Annotated in this window: 15 protein-coding genes and 3 pseudogenes; 4 read left to right on the top strand and 14 right to left on the bottom strand. The window is 43.8% G+C overall.

The annotated features are described in order from the left end of the window. Positions 1–3: 3 nt before the first annotated feature. The 5 genes and pseudogenes from KW548_09690 to KW548_09670 form a co-directional block, all read right to left on the bottom strand. On the bottom strand, positions 4–207 hold the full coding sequence (locus KW548_09690) for an MbtH family NRPS accessory protein (protein ID QXX05514.1): 204 nt from the start codon (positions 205–207) through the stop codon (positions 4–6). A 57-nt stretch (positions 208–264) separates the two neighbouring features. Continuing rightward, a complete protein-coding gene (locus KW548_09685) occupies positions 265–1,920 on the bottom strand; it encodes a multidrug ABC transporter permease/ATP-binding protein (protein QXX05513.1) in 1,656 nt (551 codons plus the stop codon). Between the two features lie 99 nt (positions 1,921–2,019). Then, positions 2,020–3,996, bottom strand: a pseudogene (fhuB, locus tag KW548_09680) (Fe(3+)-hydroxamate ABC transporter permease FhuB). Beyond that, complete coding sequence (locus KW548_09675; protein ID QXX05512.1) at positions 3,993–4,874, bottom strand: ABC transporter substrate-binding protein; 882 nt, start codon at positions 4,872–4,874, stop codon at positions 3,993–3,995. Before KW548_09675 ends, fhuB begins: the two are co-directional and overlap by 4 nt. After that, complete coding sequence (locus KW548_09670; protein ID QXX05511.1) at positions 4,868–5,632, bottom strand: ABC transporter ATP-binding protein; 765 nt, start codon at positions 5,630–5,632, stop codon at positions 4,868–4,870. Before KW548_09670 ends, KW548_09675 begins: the two co-directional genes overlap by 7 nt. A 190-nt stretch (positions 5,633–5,822) precedes the next feature. Between KW548_09670 and KW548_09665 the strand changes: the two genes are divergently transcribed. Beyond that, positions 5,823–6,545 carry a 4'-phosphopantetheinyl transferase superfamily protein gene (locus KW548_09665; GenBank protein QXX05510.1) on the top strand — a complete coding sequence of 241 codons (723 nt, stop codon included), beginning with the start codon at positions 5,823–5,825 and terminating at the stop codon, positions 6,543–6,545. Between the two features lie 36 nt (positions 6,546–6,581). On the opposite strand, the gene KW548_09660 is transcribed toward KW548_09665, so the two are convergent. Both KW548_09660 and KW548_09655 read right to left on the bottom strand, forming a co-directional pair. Then, entirely contained in the window at positions 6,582–7,718 is a 1,137-nt protein-coding gene (locus KW548_09660) for a glycerate kinase (GenBank protein ID QXX05509.1), read from the bottom strand. A 122-nt stretch (positions 7,719–7,840) separates the two neighbouring features. After that, the gene (locus KW548_09655; GenBank protein ID QXX05508.1) at positions 7,841–8,944 is read right to left on the bottom strand and encodes a helix-turn-helix domain-containing protein; all 1,104 of its coding nucleotides are present in this window, start codon (positions 8,942–8,944) and stop codon (positions 7,841–7,843) included. A 777-nt stretch (positions 8,945–9,721) separates the two neighbouring features. On the opposite strand from KW548_09655, the gene KW548_09650 reads away from it, so the two are divergent. Both KW548_09650 and KW548_09645 read left to right on the top strand, forming a co-directional pair. Next, entirely contained in the window at positions 9,722–10,360 is a 639-nt protein-coding gene (locus KW548_09650) for a winged helix-turn-helix domain-containing protein (protein QXX05507.1), read from the top strand. After that, a complete protein-coding gene (locus tag KW548_09645; GenBank protein ID QXX05506.1) occupies positions 10,353–10,808 on the top strand; it encodes a hypothetical protein in 456 nt (151 codons plus the stop codon). Before KW548_09650 ends, KW548_09645 begins: the two co-directional genes overlap by 8 nt. Before the next feature lie 27 nt (positions 10,809–10,835). Here KW548_09645 and KW548_09640 read toward each other — a convergent pair whose 3' ends face one another. Continuing rightward, complete coding sequence (locus tag KW548_09640; protein QXX05505.1) at positions 10,836–11,762, bottom strand: LysR family transcriptional regulator; 927 nt, start codon at positions 11,760–11,762, stop codon at positions 10,836–10,838. A 146-nt stretch (positions 11,763–11,908) separates the two neighbouring features. Here KW548_09640 and KW548_09635 point away from each other — a divergent pair. Further along, a pseudogene (locus KW548_09635) lies at positions 11,909–12,285 on the top strand (MFS transporter). 43 nt (positions 12,286–12,328) lie between these two features. On the opposite strand, the gene tnaA reads toward KW548_09635, so the two are convergent. The 6 genes and pseudogenes from tnaA to KW548_09605 all read right to left on the bottom strand — a co-directional run bounded on the left by tnaA (position 12,329) and on the right by KW548_09605 (position 19,271). Beyond that, positions 12,329–13,735 (bottom strand): tryptophanase, encoded by a 1,407-nt coding sequence (gene tnaA, locus KW548_09630; protein ID QXX08027.1) that lies wholly within the window; start codon positions 13,733–13,735, stop codon positions 12,329–12,331. A gap of 265 nt (positions 13,736–14,000) precedes the next feature. Further along, entirely contained in the window at positions 14,001–14,912 is a 912-nt protein-coding gene (locus KW548_09625; GenBank protein ID QXX05504.1) for a VirK/YbjX family protein, read from the bottom strand. Positions 14,913–14,998: 86 nt separating this feature from the next. Further along, positions 14,999–15,775 (bottom strand): MipA/OmpV family protein, encoded by a 777-nt coding sequence (locus KW548_09620; GenBank protein ID QXX05503.1) that lies wholly within the window; start codon positions 15,773–15,775, stop codon positions 14,999–15,001. Positions 15,776–15,857: 82 nt separating this feature from the next. Beyond that, positions 15,858–17,165: a HAMP domain-containing protein gene (locus KW548_09615; GenBank protein ID QXX05502.1), complete on the bottom strand. Its 1,308-nt coding sequence runs from the start codon at positions 17,163–17,165 to the stop codon at positions 15,858–15,860. A gap of 19 nt (positions 17,166–17,184) precedes the next feature. Continuing rightward, positions 17,185–17,901 carry a response regulator gene (locus KW548_09610; GenBank protein ID QXX05501.1) on the bottom strand — a complete coding sequence of 239 codons (717 nt, stop codon included), beginning with the start codon at positions 17,899–17,901 and terminating at the stop codon, positions 17,185–17,187. A 124-nt stretch (positions 17,902–18,025) separates the two neighbouring features. Continuing rightward, a pseudogene (locus KW548_09605) lies at positions 18,026–19,271 on the bottom strand (aromatic amino acid transporter). Positions 19,272–19,313 lie beyond the last annotated feature (42 nt).

Below are 19,313 nucleotides of genomic sequence, written 5' to 3'. Positions count from 1 at the left end.
TTCTTACTCGGCTAACGCTTCTCGCAGACTTTTCGGACGCATGTCACGCCACACCTCATTAATGTGGGCAAGGCAAGTTTCTTTGTTGCCAGTAACACCAACGGCTTTCCATCCATTTGGAATTGGATGATAAGTAGGCCAAATGCTGTACTGTTCTTGTGGGTTGATAACGACGGTAAATTCTGTGTTTGGGCTGTCAATACTCATAATATCCTCAACTAGATCGTTGTTCTTATTGTTTTGATTTTCTGGATTGTTGTTTGGTTAAGCGACGACACTTTCTACTGCTTGTTGAGCTTGTGATTTATCCGCAGTATCCAGTTCCGTCAGTTGCCCACTGTCCATTTTGAAAATGCGATCTGCCGCATCGAAGTAACGGTCATCGTGGGTAATAGCGATTACAGTCACGCCACGCTCCTTAAGCAGAGGCAGTAACTGTTGGTAAAAGACTTTTCTGAAGCGAGGGTCCTGATCTGCCGCCCATTCGTCGAGAAGCATGCAGCCTCGCTGCTCAGCAACGGCCATCAGTAACGCAAGACGCTTACGCTGTCCTTGTGAATAACGAACATCCGACAAGCGACCATTCTCTTGAGTCACTTTGTGGCTCATTTCCAGACGATCCATCCACTCTTTGATATCGGCCTCTGCAACATCTTGGCCTTGTCCATTGGTGATCTGGTGGAACAAATAGAAGTCACTGAATACGGTAGAAAATTGCTGGCGATAATGAGGCCAGTTGAGCTCAGTCATAGGTTGACCGTTCAAGAGAACATTACCTGTATGCGGCCGATAAAGACCTGTCAGCAAGCGAGCAAACGTTGATTTTCCACTTCCATTACCACCAATGATGAAGATCATCTCACCTTTCGAAGCTTTAAAATTGATTGGGCCAACTTTAAACGGACGGTCATCGCCATCAGCACGGTATTCATAAGTCACTTGCTGGAGATCGATAGCTTCAAATAGTTCTGGCTGCTCGTTAGCCTCAACAAGGTTTTCATTGTCACTTAGGTCGAGTGATTCAAGTTTACGCATAGAAATATTGGCGCTAATAAGACCCGGCAACGCACCGACCGCAGCCATAAGCGGCATGCGCATAAACAAGATGACCAGAGCAAAGGTAGAAGCAACGTCAAAACCAGCCCAGCCTAAACCCAGCGCCAGATAAAAGTTGAGACCAATCAGTGCCAGTACAATCGTGTTAGCCATGTTGGCAGCAAAACCGTTGTAGATGTCTGCTCTTGTGACTTCGTCTCGATAACCCGCGGCATTTGGACCAAACTCATCCTCGAAATAACGACGAGCGCGACTAGGGTTCAGTGATAGCTCTTTACGACCATCAATTAATGCCTGATAGTCGTGATAAAGCTTGTCTTCCAACTCACGAACCTGACGGACGTGGAAAGTGATACGAGTCACCAACCCATAGCCGATAACACCAGTCACCCCTAACATCAGCAGGCTTACTCCAAATAATGGTAGTGAGAGAAACGCGAGATAAGACAATGCCACTACGGTAAGTACTAAGCCGTAAATCATTTCCGGCAAGGTAACGAAGGCAATAGTAATGTTACGAATGTCGGTGTTTAGTGAGGCTAGCACCCCGGCACTACCAACATCTTCGATTTGTTCAATATCTGTGTTGATCAGTTGCTTAACTAATTGACAGCGCTTGGAATAGACAAATTGGTGGCCCAACTTGTGCAGTGACACCTGCGCAACAGTCGCTGTGATCAATAGCAGCACCAGCAATCCAGCAAATTGCCAAATGGCACTATGAACACTGGTTGTCTGGCTCAACAGTTCATATTGAATAAAAGCAATCACGCCAATACTGAGAAAGGCACTAGCCACGCTCAGCAAAATAACCAAAGCGAGTGCTTTATGTTGTTTATGGGCCAACTGAAAAAGTAATTTCATCTCAAATCCATGTGTTAATTATTATTGTGATTATCATTATCAACAAATTTTAAAGCAGTATTAAGGAAAGCTGAGCATTACCTCCCTCATTACTAAAATTTAGAGCCTGCGAAGCCCCCACATCAGGTACATGCCGCCAATCAAAGACGCCACCAAACCGGCTGGAATTTCTTGTGGATACAACATTTGTCGTCCAAGCCAATCAGCCAGAAGCATTAATCCCATACCAACAAGCGCTGAACAAAACAGATGTTCTCTAGCTCGGCTAAAACCAAAAAAACGAGCGAGATGCGGTGCCATCAAACCGATAAAACTCAATGGGCCAACAACGAGAGTGGCACTAACTGTCAGTAATGCCACCAGCAGCAATAGCAAACCTCTCGCCTGCCCTACTTTGACTCCAAGTGCGCGAGAGCTGGCCTCTCCCAAAGGCAAAATGTCTAGCCAGCGAGACGTTAAGAAACTGAAACCAACAAGCACGAAAGTCGCAACGGCTAAAGGAAGTAAGGTCGCCACTGTAACATAGTACGTTGAGCCAGAAAGCCAAGCTAGGACTTGGTAGCTCCTTGGGTCACCGCCCGCCAACACGAAGCTTTGTACCGCGCTCATCAGAGCAGTAATAGCGACACCGGTCAGCAGCACACGTTCTGGTTGGAAACCAGACTTGCGGTTCAAAAGAACAATAACAGACAGCGACGCCATCGCGCCCACTAGTCCACCTAAATACAAGCCAACGAGACTAACACCAATGCCAGAGAACATAGCAATGATCAAACCCAAAGCGGTACCAGAGCTGATGCCTATCACTTCAGGGCTCGCCATCGGGTTACCACTTAAACGCTGGATCGCCAGTACCTGCGGTAGCCAACATCACACCAGCTAAGGCGGCGGCAACAAGTCGGGGCCAACGCCACTCGAGTAAATCCCATTCGCCAGAGAACACTAGCCACTGCCAACCGGAGCTTTGAATGGAAGTGGTACTAAAGATAAATAGAGCCGCTGGAATAACGAGTGCAGCCAGTGCAATGGCATGACGATTGAGGCTCTTCACCCGCTCACTGTGACGCGTCATGACCGTTTGCGTCTCGGTTTGACTACGCATCGACAACCTTGGCAGCAACCACAATAAAAGAGGAGCACCTAATGCAGCAGTTGCGGCACCAGTTGGCACAATCATAGCGGCAATACCTGGCAGCTGCTGGATAAGCAGATCCGTAAGCGTTAATAGTAAACCACCTAACAGCATGGAGACGATTAACTTAGGCACAAGACGATGTACACCGGTTGCGCGAGCAATTGCTGGAGCAGCGAGGCCTACAAAGCCGATCACCCCGACTTTAGCAACCACCCATGATGTCAGTAAGACTGCGAGACCAAGACATATGACGCGCAGCTTCGCCAAAGACACGCCAAGACTTTTCGCGCCTTCTTCAGATAATTCCAACAAGGTTAACGGCTTAACAAATAGGAATGAAATACCAATCGCTAACCCGAGTCTTGGGGCGAGATAAGCAATATCAGACCATCCTGTCTGAACGAGAGAACCCGCCCCCAAATCATTAAGCCTGCCAGCTTATCCTGATTCATCATCAACAGGACAGTGCTGACAGCGCCGAAGTAGAGGTTAATGACTAGGCCCGAAACCACCACAACTGTCGGTGAAAGTGCACGACGCCATGACAGTGCAAATACCAGTACCATTGTTCCCACGCCACCAAGCAAAGCAATCAGTGATTTAGAAAACGTCAGTAACCAAGGGGCATACAAGGTTGCCATCATCAGGGCAAAACTGGCACCACTTGCCACACCCAAAGTGGATGGTGACGCCAAAGGGTTACGCAATACTTGCTGCATTAGTACACCAGCAGCAGCCAAAGCCGCACCCGCAATCAGGGTCGTAAAAAATCTAGGCCACCAAGTTAGGTGTAATCTAACCGATTCTGGCGACATCCAGTCCGCTTGGAAGAGGCTAGCTATCCCCGCGGAGAAATTGCCCGAAGCATTCAATTGGAAGCCTGCTATTGTCAGCATGAATACCGAGAGTATCGCAACAAGACTTAGAGATAAGATTCTCATCGGGTGACCTCCTCATTCAGTGCAGAGCTGACCAAATTAGCGAAACGCATCGCTGAAGGTAATCCACCAAAACTCCATGTTGGTTTTACGGTGATTACGGGACGACCCGTTTGCTCAATCAAATATTGCCAATACTGGTCTTGAGCTAAATGTTCAGTTACACCGGCAGGAAGAGGTTCTATGACGACAAATTGGGCATCGATACCCTGTAACTTATCAACGCCTGTGAGGGCAAAGCCCCATGCATTAGTAGCTTTGTCCCAAGCATTTTGAATGCCCAACTGATTCAATGCCACTTTATAGATGCTGTTCTCACCAAATACTCGAACATGCTTGGTATCCATGAACTGCACTAAAAGCACTGGAGGCAGATTGTCTGGCAGCGTTGCCTTGAGGTAATCCAATTGAGCTTCACTATTAGCGATAAGCTGTTCAGCTTGCTTATCAGCGTTAACCTCTTTTGCCATACGACGTGTAAAATCCGTTACGGCATCCCAGTTAACTTCACCCACTTTATACAAACCAAGAATTTTTACCGGCGCAATACGAGATAACTGATTCTCAAGCGAAGCGAAACGGGGAGACAGGAATATGGTATCGAGATTAAGCTCAGATAATCTTTCTAGGTTGGGCTGAGTACGCAGGCCAACATCCACGGTCTCATCTGGTATTTTCGGACTTCTCACCCAGTCGTTGTAATCAGATTGCTGGGCCGACGCAACTGGGTTAACTCCGAGAGCGATCATGGTTTCAGTCTGAGACCAGTCAATGGACATCACTCGCAACTTGTCTTGTGAGGGACTTGAGCCAGCCATTGCCGGCATTACGACAGTCAGTGCAGTAACACCTGCGATTATCGTTCGTTTAATGTTTAGCATGGCATGGCAACCGGATAGCCAGCAGCGTGATCGGTGATCTGCATTTCGATGCCATAAATATCGTTTAACTGCTGTTCGTTGAACACCTCAGATACCGGACCTTGCGCTATCATTTCCCCGCTGTGAAGGGCCACGATATGGTCGCAGAAACGAGCAGCCATATTGATATCGTGTATCACGATAAGAACGCCTAATTCGAGTTCAGTGGCCAATTTCTTTATTAGCTCAAGCATTTCTACTTGATGAGCAATATCTAGCGCTGACAAGGGTTCATCCAAAAGCAGATATTGAGTTCTTTGGGCCAAGAGCATAGCCAACCACACTCGCTGACGTTCTCCCCCTGACAAAGTATCCACTAAGCGATCTGCATACTTTTCGGTATCCGTCATCTGCATCGCTTGTTGAATGAATGCTTTATCTTGCGAACCCAAACGCCCAAGTAAGCCGTGCCATGGGTAGCGACCAAAACTCACTAGGTCTTTTCCTGATAGGCTATCCGTAGCAGGCAAATGTTGAGGAAGGTATGCAATTTTCTGGGCGAATTTCTTATCAGACCACTTCGAAACTGATTTTCCTTGCAGCAAAACATCACCACTGGTGGACTGTTGCTGCTGTGCAAGAAGCTTAAGTAGCGTTGATTTACCTGAACCGTTGTGACCAACAAGAGCGTAAATCTTGCCTGGTTCAAAATTCATATCAAAATCTGACAACAAATCTCTGCCGCCAACGCTAAATGCTAGTTTTCTAGCTTCGAGCATATCCTTTCCCTTAAACTCTCTTTTTACATAGGGTTAATCAATAAAAAACGACTGATTAACAAGACGGAAGTTATATAACAGTAAATAGACAAATGCAAACCATTTTCATTTGCAATTATATCCACAGTTGGTAAGGTATTCGGCCGATATATAAGGTCGGATATTGGTTTAAGAGCTGCAGATTTAAGAAATGAACACGCTGATTGAAAAGACTAAAAGTAAACCAAGCTGGCTTCAAAGGCTCTCAAACATACCCTTTACGGTTAATCAAATGGAGCTGATTGTCTTCATCGTAGCCTATGACAAGTCACTCTTCCCTAAGTCAGGTTACCCAGTTGAGACGCTGCCCTACTCCATCCAGAAGGCGAATGTTTCACGACAAGCTGAGTTTGTCGCAGGCCGCGTGGCCACCCAAAATGCTCTCACTCGTCTTGGGGAGTCACATAAAATAGGCATAAACTTAGACCGTTCTCCTGATTTTCCAGATCATCTTCACGGCTCAATTTCCCACTGTGAAAACTACGCGGTTGCAGTGGTAGAGAGGAAAGAAAAGCTGGCGGATCATCATATTGGCGTCGATATCCAACGTCTCCTTTCAAGTCAAGAAGTGCAAGATACCCACTCATTTATTGCACGAGAACAAGAGATAAACTTGCTCATTCAAACGGGCCTGAGTCGCAATGAAGCGGTCACTTTATTGTTTTCAGCGAAAGAAGCACTCTACAAGGCGATCTACCCTCAAGTTGAGGAGATCCTTGAGTTCGATGTTGTTCGATTAGTGAAAAGTGGTGAGCACTGTTTAATGTTCGAATCGAACCAGTATTTGATTTCGAAGGGAGTTTCTAGGACTTTGGAAAGTCGTTATACATGGTTTCAACAGTGTGTGATTTGTCTATCTAAAGTAGCGGCATAAATACGGCAGTGCTAACCACTGCCGTATTCGCTGAACCTAGTGACTTATCTGATAAGTCCGAGCCACATTTTCTGCAACGTTGGCTAGATTACTTGCCGCTTCATGAAACGCCTCTTGCAGTGACATTGGTCTAGGTAAACAGGCATAAACAGCATCAATACCATGCTCGTAGACCGCTTGAAAATGACTTCCGGTACATCCTGCAATGGCGATAACGGGAAGATTAAATTGCTTAGCGAGTTTCGCTACCCCCACGGGAGTTTTTCCATGAACCGTTTGGTCGTCAATTTTGCCTTCACCAGTGATCACTAAGTTTGCGCCAATCAATTTCGATTCTAGCTTAACCGTATCTAAAACAATCTCTATGCCGGGTTTTAAAACCGCATTTGCGTAGCCAAGCAAAGCCGCGCCCATTCCACCAGCGGCACCAGCACCAGCGGCAGTAAGCACATCAACACCAACATTTTTTTCTGTTACTTGGCCAAAAATCTCTAAAGATTGATCCAGCAAGGTCACATCTTGCTCAGTTGCCCCTTTTTGTGGCCCAAAGACAGCGGATGCACCTAGAGCACCGCAAAGAGGGTTGTCTACATCACATGCGACGACGACTTCACATTGGTGTAGTCGCGGCTCCAGCTTGGAAGTATCAACCCTTGCTAGGTTCGCTAGGCTTGCACCGCCAACAGGCACAAACTCTTCACCTGTTTTATCTATAAAGGTAACGCCTAATGCAGCAAGCATTCCTGCACCAGCATCATTAGTCGCACTGCCACCCAATCCGACAATTAGTCTACTAATACCTTGACTTAACGCATGCTTAATCAGTTCACCGGTACCAAAGCTAGATGTAATTTTAGGGTCTCGCTTTTCTGCAGGAACAAGGTGTAAGCCACTTGCCTCTGCAATTTCGATTACCGCGGTTTTGCCGTCACCCAGCACACCATAACAAGCTTGCACTGTTTCACCCAATGGTCCTGTTATCTCAGTGAACACTTTTTGTCCTGATGTAGCGTCTATTAAAGATTGAACCGTTCCTTCACCGCCATCTGCCACTGGCACTTGTAAAAACTCAGCATCAGGCCATACTCTTTCCAATCCCATCTGTATTGATTGAGCCACTTCTACTGCGGTCAAACTTTCTTTAAATGAGTCTGGTGCAATAACAATCTTCATACTGGCTTAATCCTTTCTACTACCGACGACAGAAATTATGTAACAAAGCCAGCGCTGAGTCATTGTGCAAATGCACAACAAAATAAATTAATTTAAACTTATTTATGGTTAAAATGCACAATTCAATTAAGTTTACCAAGTTGAATGGCCAGATACAGCTGCGCCATATGAGAGAAATCTGTTGTTTCAAATCCTGTGATTTCAGTGATCTTGTCTAAACGGTATTTCAGAGTATTTCGATGGATAAACAATTTAGATGCCGTACCATTTGCGCTGCCATTAGCATCAAAGTAGGCCTCCAAGGTCGCGGTAAGCTGGCCTGATTTATCATGTTCGGCCAACATCTCCGTCATTTGTGACAGTTGTTTTCCCTGCCAGGTTCCATGCAATGGCGCCAACAAAACAGGCAATTGATAGTCATCGAGAAGGTACACTGTGTCCTTAGGACGCGCCGCTTTCCCTATTTTCATTACCTGAAGCGCGGACTGGTAAGCAGTTTGCCATTCCTCAAGACTGTGAGCAAATTTACCCGTTGATACCTTTAAATTTCGACATGGTGTTTGCTCTAACCAGTGAAACCACTCATTCACGCTATCCGAGCTCAAAGGCTGTTCTGTTGGAACAAAGATGATTAAATGGCGTGCTGACAAATCTGCACAAAGGTGATGACCCGGCTTTTGATAAAGACGTTCTATGAGTGTTACTGTAGAACTGTCTTGAGTAGGCATTTCGACAAGGAGCAGATCCCATGAGCTACTCGGATTCACCGAGATTTGTTCAGCCCCATCTCGCATTTCGCAAGGAGAAAGGCGCCCTGCAAGACAGGCTAATATGAACTCATCTCTATATCGTCTATCACGTTGAACTTTCTCCAACAAGTCCGCTTGGTCGATGATAAGTTCAGCCGTCATTGCTACAAGTTCAGCCATACCACGAACCTGATTGGGTTCCCCAGTGATACCAACCACACCGAGAATAGTATTTTTATGTTTGAGCAGAAGGTTAACACCGGGTCTAACGCCAGAGAGGAGTTTGCAATCTTCAGTGGTCACTTCGACTGAAGCTTTTCTGCTTAATGCCAACAATGCCCCATCATGTGTCTGACCAATACGCGAGCTTTCTCCACTTGCGACCACAAGACCTGCATTGTTCATCACATTAATGTTGTAGCCAATAATCGGCATTGTGCGATCAACAATTCGTTGAGCGAGTTGAGCATCTAGCATGATCTTCCCTGAACTCTCTTATATTTGTATTTGAGAGAGTCTGACAGATCTATAACTTTGCTCCTACAAGATTTTTATTGTTTTGCAAAAAGTGACAAACGCCCCCCTATCGGCGATTGTACTGGTTTGCGTTCCTACCAAGACGAAGATTCATCAGTTTTGATTGCCTGCTTTACGACATAATCTTGGTGTTTAAAGACCTCAACAAAGCTAAATACATATAAATTAACCATATTTTAATAACAATAACGCCCTCAAAAATTAGTATATCGACATTGATTTTTAAATAGGTAAAGAAATTGAAAACTCTTATATGCCGTTCAACTCAGTCATTTTTGGATATGTGTGATAATAAACTCGTTGCAGGTGCAAATGTACACTGCACGTTTAAATTGTTAAAAGATGATGCAGCATGGATGCAAGACTATTTAATTGAAAAAGGAGGAAAGACGCTTTCTGTAACATCATTTCTTCAAGACGTTTAAATAGTTAAAATAGTTAAAATATGTATGATTTTTAAGGGGCTTCACTTCTTCCCCCATTTCCGAAGCCCTATTTTTAATCAGTTTGTCGTAAATAAGTCAGAAATACTAAAAATTTGTTCTACATATCCTTACAAAGCCCATCTAAGTATTTCGCTATTATTGTGTATTAGATCACTAAACCAGTAAATAATTATTATAATTTAGATATAATTTACTACTCATTTATCAATATAATAATTAAAAACTATAATTATAAATTAGATAAATACATGTTACTTAAAAAGGAAATAATATGACAAAACAATATATAGACAGTTTTCGTATTCCTATTGGTAACTGCATTCTCTGTCGAAACGATACAGGTGCAGAAATAGTGTTTGATACAAAAAAATCCTTTTCTATCACTCTTCCAGAGAGTAGCGTATTAAAGAAACTGATAACTGAAAAAGATAGCGTCGTAAGCAAAGATGACTTAATTTCTGAAGCATGGGGAAGACCAGATATTATTGGTCCCAATTCTCTACCCGTTGCCATCACAAACTTAAGAAAAGTTCTGGAGATGGACAACATAAAAATCGTCAATGTTCCAAGAAAAGGTTATCGGTTAGACTTATCTGAACATGAATCGACATTGGAACCTATTGAAAAAGAAAGTAAGATTATTAACCTTGGAATCTTAGAGAGCAACCTTATTTCAGGGTCTATATCAAAGGTCAAACTGTATCTATGCTTTATATCCTCTATGGTTACTCTTTATAGCGTTTTCTATATCGTTTTCTCATGGGTGAACCTTGATTGCTATACAGACAGTCAAAGCACTGTATGTACTATCGAGGGTGAGGAATTCAATCCTCAAATAATAAACAACAAATCAGGTCACTATTTTTACTCGTCACATTCTGGCCTTATGGAGGTAGAGCAAGGTGGTTAAAAAGCTCGTATCTATCTCTTTCATCGCTCTTGGTGCACTGTTACTCGTTATTTCATACGCTTTCTTGAACGGCTCGACCTGCCAATATTCAATCAGTCTGCATGTTCCAGACGATGAAAGAGACGTATTTATGACCTGCTACCGAGGCAAGGTCGTCGCTCTACAAACCAAGCAAGACCAGCAAGGTAACTTCTTATCCAAATGGAAAGTGGAAGCGAGACACTTGAGAATTGGTGAGCAAACTATCTATTTCGTTTACTCGAGGACAAAACTCATTGATGATCAACAAGAGGATTCCAATGACCACTTCAATCAAATATCCTCCGGTTATCGTTTTTTATTCTACCGCTTGATACGCCAAGGTAATGATATTTATATATTTCAGTCTTTTCCACGCTTCTACATTCACAAAGGGCAGATAGAAGGAAAACTGGATATTTGGGAGTAGCTTTCGCTTGTTAAGCAGGGTGGCTGATTACCCTGCTTCTCCAGAAAAAGCGACCATCAAGTGTTCGAGAAACAATGTGAGGCGTTTAGGTTGATAATTGCGGTCACGATATACAGCATAAAGTTCAGAGTCATTCGCAGACGAGATGGGTTTAAAGTCGACGCGAAAATCTGGTAACAGTACGCGCAATCTCCCCGCACTAACATCAGCTTCAATATCTAATCTCGATTTTAGCGCAATACCCGCGCCTTCCCTAGCCCAGCAACGTATCACCTCACCATCATCCGAGCAACGAAAGCTCGATATTTGCTGGGACAAACTCGAATTGGACTCTCTATGCTGAAAGTACCACAGCTTCATTTCCTGTTCGTTGCGCAGTAAAGATAAACATTGGTGTAACTGAAGTTGTTTAGGGTCACTCAGCAAACCGAAACGGTTAATATAAGCAGGAGAAGCGACTAAGACACGCTCACTCACGGCCAGTTTTCTCGCAATCATGCCACTATCTGGAGGAGAACCATAACGAATCTGGACATCAACGTTGCTTTCCGACAAGCTAGATAAATTATCATGTAACAATAGATGAGGTACAACTTTGGGATATAGGCGCTGAAAGGTATCGATAGCGGGCATCACAAACTGCTTTCCAATATCTTTGGGGGCTGAAATTCGGATTAGTCCTTCCACCTGAACCGTGGTGTTTTGCAATTTTGCTTCCGCTTCACGAACACTTTCTAATATCTGCAAGCAAGAGTCATAATAGCTGTGACCAGAATCTGTTAAAGCAACATGGCGAGTGCTACGGTTGATAAGCTTTACGCCATGTCTCTCTTCAAGGGCTTGAAGCCTTGCTGTTACACTTGCCGGCGACAATCCCATCTCCCTGCCTGCACTTGCCAACCCTTGATGTTTGACGATCAGAGTGAACAATTCCATATCCGCGAATTTATCCATTATCTTCTCTTTATCACTATTCAGTACGGCTGAATTATGATTTCAATCTTCACTCAATTATCAACAATTTTCAAATACATAAAATGAACTTATTGACTTCATTACGGAGATACATTTATTACGAATTAAAGAATGCCATTGCAAGTATCGTCGGTTTTAGCCTGATTATCGGCAACCATCTTGGCGGGCGCTGATCAGATAAGGACTTAGCAAAGGCATCACTATTTTGGTCTGTTGCCATGGTTCTATCACTTATCGTTGTTGGTCTGGTATCAGAGAATCAATGGCTGTTCGTTGTTGCAAGTTTCATTTTCGGCATCGCTTCTTTCGCCAATATTCCAGCAATGCAACTGCAAATATCTCTGCTTTTAACTTGGCTAACGCATTTCGAGGGTTTATTGGAGGAACTATTTTGGACAGCCAACTGGGAGCCAGTATGATCCCTTACGCAGACATTATCGCCCTCATTGTTAACATGTTAATCATTAAGGCCACAAATAAGCGTGACATGCTCATCCAGTAACATAAAAAATAAAAAAGCCGACTCGTTGTCGGCTTTTCTCGTTTTATACTGGCTCGAACTCTGCGTTAAAGTGCCTCAAAACAGGAGGCTCATAGGTAAACTTCAGACCGGTCATACTCGGCGCTCTCTCTTTCACTTCTTTGAAGGCATCAATCACATAATCGAGATGTGCTTGAGTATATGTCGCCCTCGGTACAGCAAGCCGCAGTAGTTCCGTTGGACAAGGTAATTGCTCTCCAGTTTCTGGGTCTCTACCCAGCAGTAGCGAACCAATTTCAGCACCACGTATTCCTGCGATCTTGAATAGCTCACACGCTAAAACATGTCCGGGGAATTGATCCGACGGAATATGAGGTAGGATCTTACTCGCATTAATAAAAGCAGCATGTCCCCCAGCTTGTTGGCACTCAATCCCCAGACTTTCCAGTCCATCAACCAAATAACGAATTTGCTGTAATCGAGACGCCAGCCATTCTTCACGCATACCGTCATAGAGACCCACAGCCAAGCGCTCCATTGCTCCGCCTTCAAGACCGCCATATGTCGGAAATCCTTCTTGTAGGACGCATAACGTCCGACATTCTTGGAAAACATCGGACAGCCTATCGTCTTTAAAGCCCAACAAACCGCCCATTGGAACCATAGCGTCTTTCTTTGCCGACATTGACAAGATGTCCGCGTATTGAAACGATTCACGCGTGATCTCCTCGATTGTCCAATCTTTGAATTTTGGTTCACGCTGTTTTACAAAGTAGGCATTCTCTGCGAACCTTGCACAGTCAATCACAACAGGTATGTCATAACTTTTTGCAATCTCATACACGGCTTTTAGGTTTGCGACAGAGACGGGCTGCCCGCCCGCGGAGTTACAGGTAATAGTGCTCACAATGTAGGGCACATTTTTGGCACCAATTTCCTCTATAGAAAAAACGAGTTTTTCAATATCAAAGTTGCCTTTAAAATCCGCTTCTACCGATGTATCAAACGCTTGTTCCGTCGGAACATTGACCACTCTACAGCCATGTCGTTGGGTATGACCTTGAGTGGTATCGAAGAAATAGTTTGAGATCGCAGCCATATGCTGCCGCTCTAAACCTTTATCTCGCTCACGTTTGTTTATTAATGCAGGCACATAAAGCTGCTCAGAGCCCCGTCCTTGGTGAGTTGGAATTGTATGTCGATATCCAAAAATATCCGCTACTGCTTCCTTTAACACAAAATAGCTTCGGCTTCCGCTGTATGCTTCATCACCTTTCAGTGTTGCTGCCTGCATGTTTTGGGTGACAGAGCCAGTCCCACTATCAGTGAGGAGATCAATAAATACGTAGTCGCTATCCAGTAAAAAGGGGTTGTAGCCAACTCTTTTTAATGCTTCTTCTCGTTCGTGGCGCGTTGTTTTACGTACAGGCTCTACCACTCGGATTCGATAGGGTTCAGGCATGTAATCCATACGTTGGTCAATGCTCTTTACAAACTGCGCTTTACAAGATTCTAATCGATTTGGCATAAGATTTACCTTCTGTTTATGTTTTAGTTATTGAAGCGACTAAGTTGCATATAGCCGCTAATACCAAACATAGGGTCGGAAGCTAAATCAGAAGAGTAAGTTATATGTAAATAATTCTTAAATCATTGAAATTTCGATGCCTGACTGAAACTAATATCAGTTATTAGTGAGCCCGATATTCACTTGGCCTTGTACGCTATTTCTCTAATCAGCACACTAACCTACCAAGACGTTCCTGAATTGCTACTTGGGTTTCTTCAAGCCATGCATAGCGTTTAGTATATAAGCGTCGCTTAGCTTTCTTCAGTGTGCTTGGATCCTTACGGGCAGGGCACAAAGGTAGCTGATACAAGTACTTTGAGACCTCTACTCCACCATATTCTGCCCATAATTCAGAATAGTTGTACGTGATACTGGAACGCTTAGAGCCTATATATCTCAATGCTTGATATACATGGCCTTTATTTGTAATGCCGTACACCGATTCAACACCCCATTCCCGTGCTAGTATCAAAAGCACTTCAAGCATAAGCGCTTTTGGACGCAACCCATACATTCCTTTCGTCAAGTCCTTAATAATTTCACTACGATAGGTAATGTGGTCTCCAGGACCTTGCAAGGCTCCGATATGAATCTCACGTTTTGGTGAAGACGAAATATTAAAGGCTAGAGTGAATAGGTCATGTTTGTTTTCATCGACCAATTTTAACGCCAAAGAGCCCTCCCTTTCGGGACCCGCACACAGCATTAATCTGCAATTATTTACCTCCATCAAACACCACCCCTCTTCAGAATAAAAGTCGAGGAATGCACTTCCATACATTAGGTGCAGCGTCTGAAAATGCTCATAGATTTTTGCCGCCCTTTGATTAGGGCGCCACTTTAGACAAACAAATGGCTTTAAAGGCTTTTCAAACATCCTCGGGTTGGTCTCTTTGATCGGACGAAATTCAGGCTGTTCAAACAACTGCTGCATTTGTTTAAGCACATTGGGTTTAAACATTGACCACAAACAAAAACGACCGTTATAACGAAGTTTTTTTAACCCACGAATTTCTGGGTACACACTCTCAGCAACGCCAGGGAGGGATTTAAGGAAATGGAAATAGTTTACAGACATAAATTCACTAATACTGAGAAGCATCGATTAAAAACAGAGTAGGTCAGCCTGACATTCCGTCAGGCCTTTATAGATACTCACTAAGATCAGAAACGATATGCCACAGTAGCACCGACAGCCCACTGGTTGGCGCTATCTACAATTGGAGAATCCGCAATGTTGTCGCCAAGGCGAGTGTAAGCCGTGGTTTGTGTCAGCTCCCAACTGTCATTAATCGGTAGGATAAGCTTGTAACCTAAGTTGTAAGAAACATCACCGCTTCCTTCATATGCCTTGCGAGATTGGGTCGCTTCTTTGTTTTTCACACCAAAGTAGTAGTCGACATAATCTTTGCTTTGATAAGTCAAACCAGCAAATGGGACTAAGTCCATACTACCGACAGTCATTGGCAAAAAGTAAGTCACACCAGCTAAGTAGCCATCATAAGTATTAGTAACATCATGCTGAGCATAAGTAGAAATTGTGCCTTGAGATAAGTGGAAGTCAGCGTTGATACCAAGGTCAAGACTCGCTTTTCGCTTATCCATACCTTTCAGGAAGTCTGAAGTGTCATGATCATACATCAACCCAGAGGTGCCCAAATAGCCGCTCATGTTGAACATATCACCAGTATTGCCAAGGAATCGGTAGTTGAGTCCTTGCAGGCTAGCATTGAAATCTTCACCTTGGTAACCAAAGTTTCCAAGAATTGTCGCATTATGCTTCTGATCCTTGTACAGATCGCTCACTCCAGCGCCGCCAAGTTCAGCAATCCAGCTATTTTCTTTGGTATAGATGTTGCCGTTTCGAATATATGTATCACCAGCAGCTTGGGCTGCCGTTGCCGCGACTATAGTTGAGACTAGAATCGTTAGCTTTTTCATTGTTTTGTCCTTGTGTTAACTTGTTATGAACACTGTACAAAACGATTCTCGCTGACAATATCTTTACTTTGTCACTCCTTTGTCACGGTTTGTCAGGCCCCTCTGACAAACGTGGAATTTGTAGAGTAAATTTAGCGCCACCGAGTAAACTAGCCCCAACTTTTGCGCGCCCGCCGTGTCGTTCAACGATCAGTTTGACGATCGCTAGCCCTAATCCATAGCCAGTATTAGCTTTACTTCTTGATGGATCTGCGCTGTAGAAGGGGTCAAAAATATAGTTCCAGTGGTCCGTTGGAATTCCTGGGCCATCATCTTCAACGGTAAGTAGGATGGTTTCATTCTCCAGCTTCGCAGAGAGCTGGACTTTCTGATCCGCATAACGTAACGCATTCGAAAGTAGGTTATTAACCGCCCGCTTTAGCAGAGAGGCGTCTGCCTCTAGAAACAAGTTGTCTTCAATCTCTAACGACACCACATTTACTTTGGCATCAGGCACTTTATTAGTCAGGCCGAGCATAAACGGACGGAGTTCAATAGCTTCAATATGCAGCACTGAATCTGGACGCTCTACCTTAGCAAAGTAGAGAAGTTCATCGACCATTTGTTCCATCTCTTCCGTATCTTCGATAATACTGGCTATTTTATCATGCTGCTGTTGAGTTAGACTCTCATCTTGGAGCATTTCAGCCTGCCACTGAATGCGGAAAACAGGCGTTCGTAAGTCATGGGCGATAGAGTTTGTTAACGAGCGGTTGCTGGTTATAAGGTCGGATATCTTATCTGCCATGTAATTGAAACTGTCATTGAGGGAACCGACACGATGCCTGCTACCCGTCGGCGCTCTTGAGTTAAAATCACCTTTCGCGAATTTCATGGTAACTTCTTCAAGAATACGGACCCGCCTGCTTAAGAACCAAATAAGTCCTGAGCTGTAAATAAAGAACCCACCGAGAATAAAACCCCAGAGAATATCATCATCAAACTCTATGGCTTTACGCAGCGCCGATTTCACATCAGGTTGGACGCGATAAATAATATCGGGAGATGACAACATGAACCAGAAATCGCGCTCATCGTCATAAAATGTGAATGGATGAACACGGTCATTAGTGAAATAGTTCTTTACTTCCTGTGGTACGTCAGAGCTTGGAAAAGCCGTCAACGTTTTCGCCGTATTGGCAATAAACTCGTTCAAAACTATCAAAGCACTCTCTTTGCCCTGATGGTCAGAGATTGTCATTAAGACATCCCTAAATGCAGCACCTTCTAAGTCTTCTAGAACATAGTCATAGTCTGTATTAAGTTGATAAATAATGATTTCATACGCTACCAGACTCAGCGTGAACAACACCAACAAACCAAAAAATGCCTCAATGTAGATTCGGCGCATACATCATCCTCAAAGATTTTCACCAACTATCTGGTACAAACAAATACCCTTTCCCTCTAACAGTGATGATGCGTTTGGGTGTCGCTGAGTTGTCACCCAGTTTTTTTCTGAGACTGACCACTTTGTTGTCTATGGTACGGTCCAAACCATCGTATTCGATACCTCTCAACGTCTGGGTTAGAAAGTCACGAGACAACACTTCATCTGGGGCACTAGCCAGTATCCAAAGCAAATCAAAGTCGCTGTCAGACATGCTGACCTGAGTTCCGTCAAGAACACAGATTTTACGTGCCTGATTGAGACTGAGCTGACCGTATGTCAGTGTACTCAATGGTTTTGAATCAATTTCAGTAGATGTTTCACTAAGAGAGTTTCGTCTTAACAGCATTCTCATACGTGCGAGTAATACACGTGGTTTTATCGGTTTGCTGACGAAATCGTCGGCACCAATTTCAAGTGCCGCAACATGGTCAAAATCATCATCACTTGCCGTCAGCATTAGGACTTTACCGGAATACTTGGCTCGAATCTGTCTACAAATTGTCAGGCCATCCATTCCGGGCAACATCAGATCAAGTAACAACAGATCAGGCTGATGTTGGACAACTGCCTCAACGGCGCTACTACCGTCTTCGAACGTTGTCACTTCAAAATCTTGTTTAACGAAGTATTCTTCTAGCATTGAGCGAAGCTTTATGTCGTCTTCAACAATAAATAAGGATTGCAAAGAGCTCATCGACTAGTTAACCCGAGTTATGAGTTTAAGATGGAGTAATTTTAGCCTATAGCTATATAGATTACCCCAACAAAAGTGAGCTCAACGAATTTATTTTGAACATAGTTCAATTGTGAGACGGGTGCTACCTGCCATAAGTTGGCAACCAGCCAAAAAAGGAAATGATTTGAATAGAAATGATCAGCACGCCAAACAGGAAAACACAAATCAACACCCAGTCCCCCCGGAAACTCGGTATGTATTCGGTTTTTCACTCAACATCGAGGTTCTTAATCTCACTTTTTTGACGAGTATCGCTGGAATAATACACGCCCAAACAGCGGCGGCGGCCGCGGCATACCCGATTGCGACTAAGAAACCAAATGGAAAAACTAACGAGAAAATCAGTGGAGGAAGAAATGTGACTGCCCAAGTTTTGGTTCGCCCCTTGTTGCTATCTTCAAACTGAAAAACGTCTGCCAAAAAATCAAAGACACCTAGCCCGACGCCGATAAAGCTCGATAAAATAGCAGCCGCTGAGAATGCACTAATAACCTGATGCAGAGCTTCAGTAGACAGTGACGTCTTTAAGTGTTGAAGTAAAACGTTGATGTCCCCGCCTTGAGCAATAATCTCAGGAAAATTGGCTCTGGAGAGATTGCCGTAAACGCTAATAAGCCAAATCAAGTAAATACAAAGCGCGATAAAGGTTCCACCCACAATCGCTTTCTGAGCTTTATGCTCTTCCATATAGTAATCTCGCATGCTCGATACCGTATGATGGTATCCAAATGAAGCCAACGCGATAGGTAATAAAGCAAAAACATATTGACCTTGAGCGAATTGTGCCTGGCTAACTAAAGTATGACCATCAATATTTTTGACGAGACCAGTAATAGAAAACACGAAACTGCACACCATAAACAACATAAGTATGACAGAAACTCGGTCAACCATTTTCGTCGAGTGCCAAACAAGGACAGAGAACAAGGCGACAAACAATATGGAAGCCAAGTTTGGTTCGATTCCCGTATAATCATGTATAATCAAACCAGATGAAGTAATATACGCGTAAAGCAGAATGCCTCCAACAAAGTAAATCATCACATTATTGAAAACACTAATGCGCTTACCTAATAAATCTTTGGTTACCGAAGAAAAAGACGCTCTGTAAGGATAATCTTTGAGTACTTCCAAAAGTAAACAGCCACTTGCAGACATAATCAGCATCGTTAGGCTCAGCACAATAAAAGACCACACAGTCCATGCACCAGCACCCGCAGCTGGTAAGCCTAACATCCCAGCTCCTACACAAACACACGCAATGATACAGGCTCCCCGAATACCGATGGCTTCTTTTTACTTTGAGTATTACTTTCAACACAATCCATAATTTTACCTTCCTGTATTTGTCCAGATGTCCTAAGTTTTAT

This window comes from Vibrio neptunius (genome assembly GCA_019339365.1).
Lineage (GTDB): Bacteria > Pseudomonadota > Gammaproteobacteria > Enterobacterales > Vibrionaceae > Vibrio > Vibrio neptunius.
This window is presented reverse-complemented; position numbering and strand designations above follow the sequence as displayed.

Bases quoted from the DNA above. Each gene is read 5' to 3' on its own strand.
- KW548_09610 (QXX05501.1), bottom strand. From the start codon at position 17,901: ATGAGCTCTTTGCAATCCTTATTTATTGTTGAAGACGACATAAAGCTT.
- KW548_09640 (QXX05505.1), bottom strand. From the start codon at position 11,762: ATGGATAAATTCGCGGATATGGAATTGTTCACTCTGATCGTCAAACAT.
- KW548_09620 (QXX05503.1), bottom strand. From the start codon at position 15,775: ATGAAAAAGCTAACGATTCTAGTCTCAACTATAGTCGCGGCAACGGCA.
- KW548_09660 (QXX05509.1), bottom strand. From the start codon at position 7,718: ATGAAGATTGTTATTGCACCAGACTCATTTAAAGAAAGTTTGACCGCA.
- tnaA (QXX08027.1), bottom strand. From the start codon at position 13,735: ATGGATTACATGCCTGAACCCTATCGAATCCGAGTGGTAGAGCCTGTA.
- KW548_09690 (QXX05514.1), bottom strand. From the start codon at position 207: ATGAGTATTGACAGCCCAAACACAGAATTTACCGTCGTTATCAACCCA.
- KW548_09650 (QXX05507.1), top strand. From the start codon at position 9,722: ATGACAAAACAATATATAGACAGTTTTCGTATTCCTATTGGTAACTGC.
- KW548_09625 (QXX05504.1), bottom strand. From the start codon at position 14,912: ATGTCTGTAAACTATTTCCATTTCCTTAAATCCCTCCCTGGCGTTGCT.
- KW548_09670 (QXX05511.1), bottom strand. From the start codon at position 5,632: ATGCTCGAAGCTAGAAAACTAGCATTTAGCGTTGGCGGCAGAGATTTG.
- KW548_09665 (QXX05510.1), top strand. From the start codon at position 5,823: ATGAACACGCTGATTGAAAAGACTAAAAGTAAACCAAGCTGGCTTCAA.
- KW548_09655 (QXX05508.1), bottom strand. From the start codon at position 8,944: ATGCTAGATGCTCAACTCGCTCAACGAATTGTTGATCGCACAATGCCG.
- KW548_09615 (QXX05502.1), bottom strand. From the start codon at position 17,165: ATGCGCCGAATCTACATTGAGGCATTTTTTGGTTTGTTGGTGTTGTTC.
- KW548_09675 (QXX05512.1), bottom strand. From the start codon at position 4,874: ATGCTAAACATTAAACGAACGATAATCGCAGGTGTTACTGCACTGACT.
- KW548_09685 (QXX05513.1), bottom strand. From the start codon at position 1,920: ATGAAATTACTTTTTCAGTTGGCCCATAAACAACATAAAGCACTCGCT.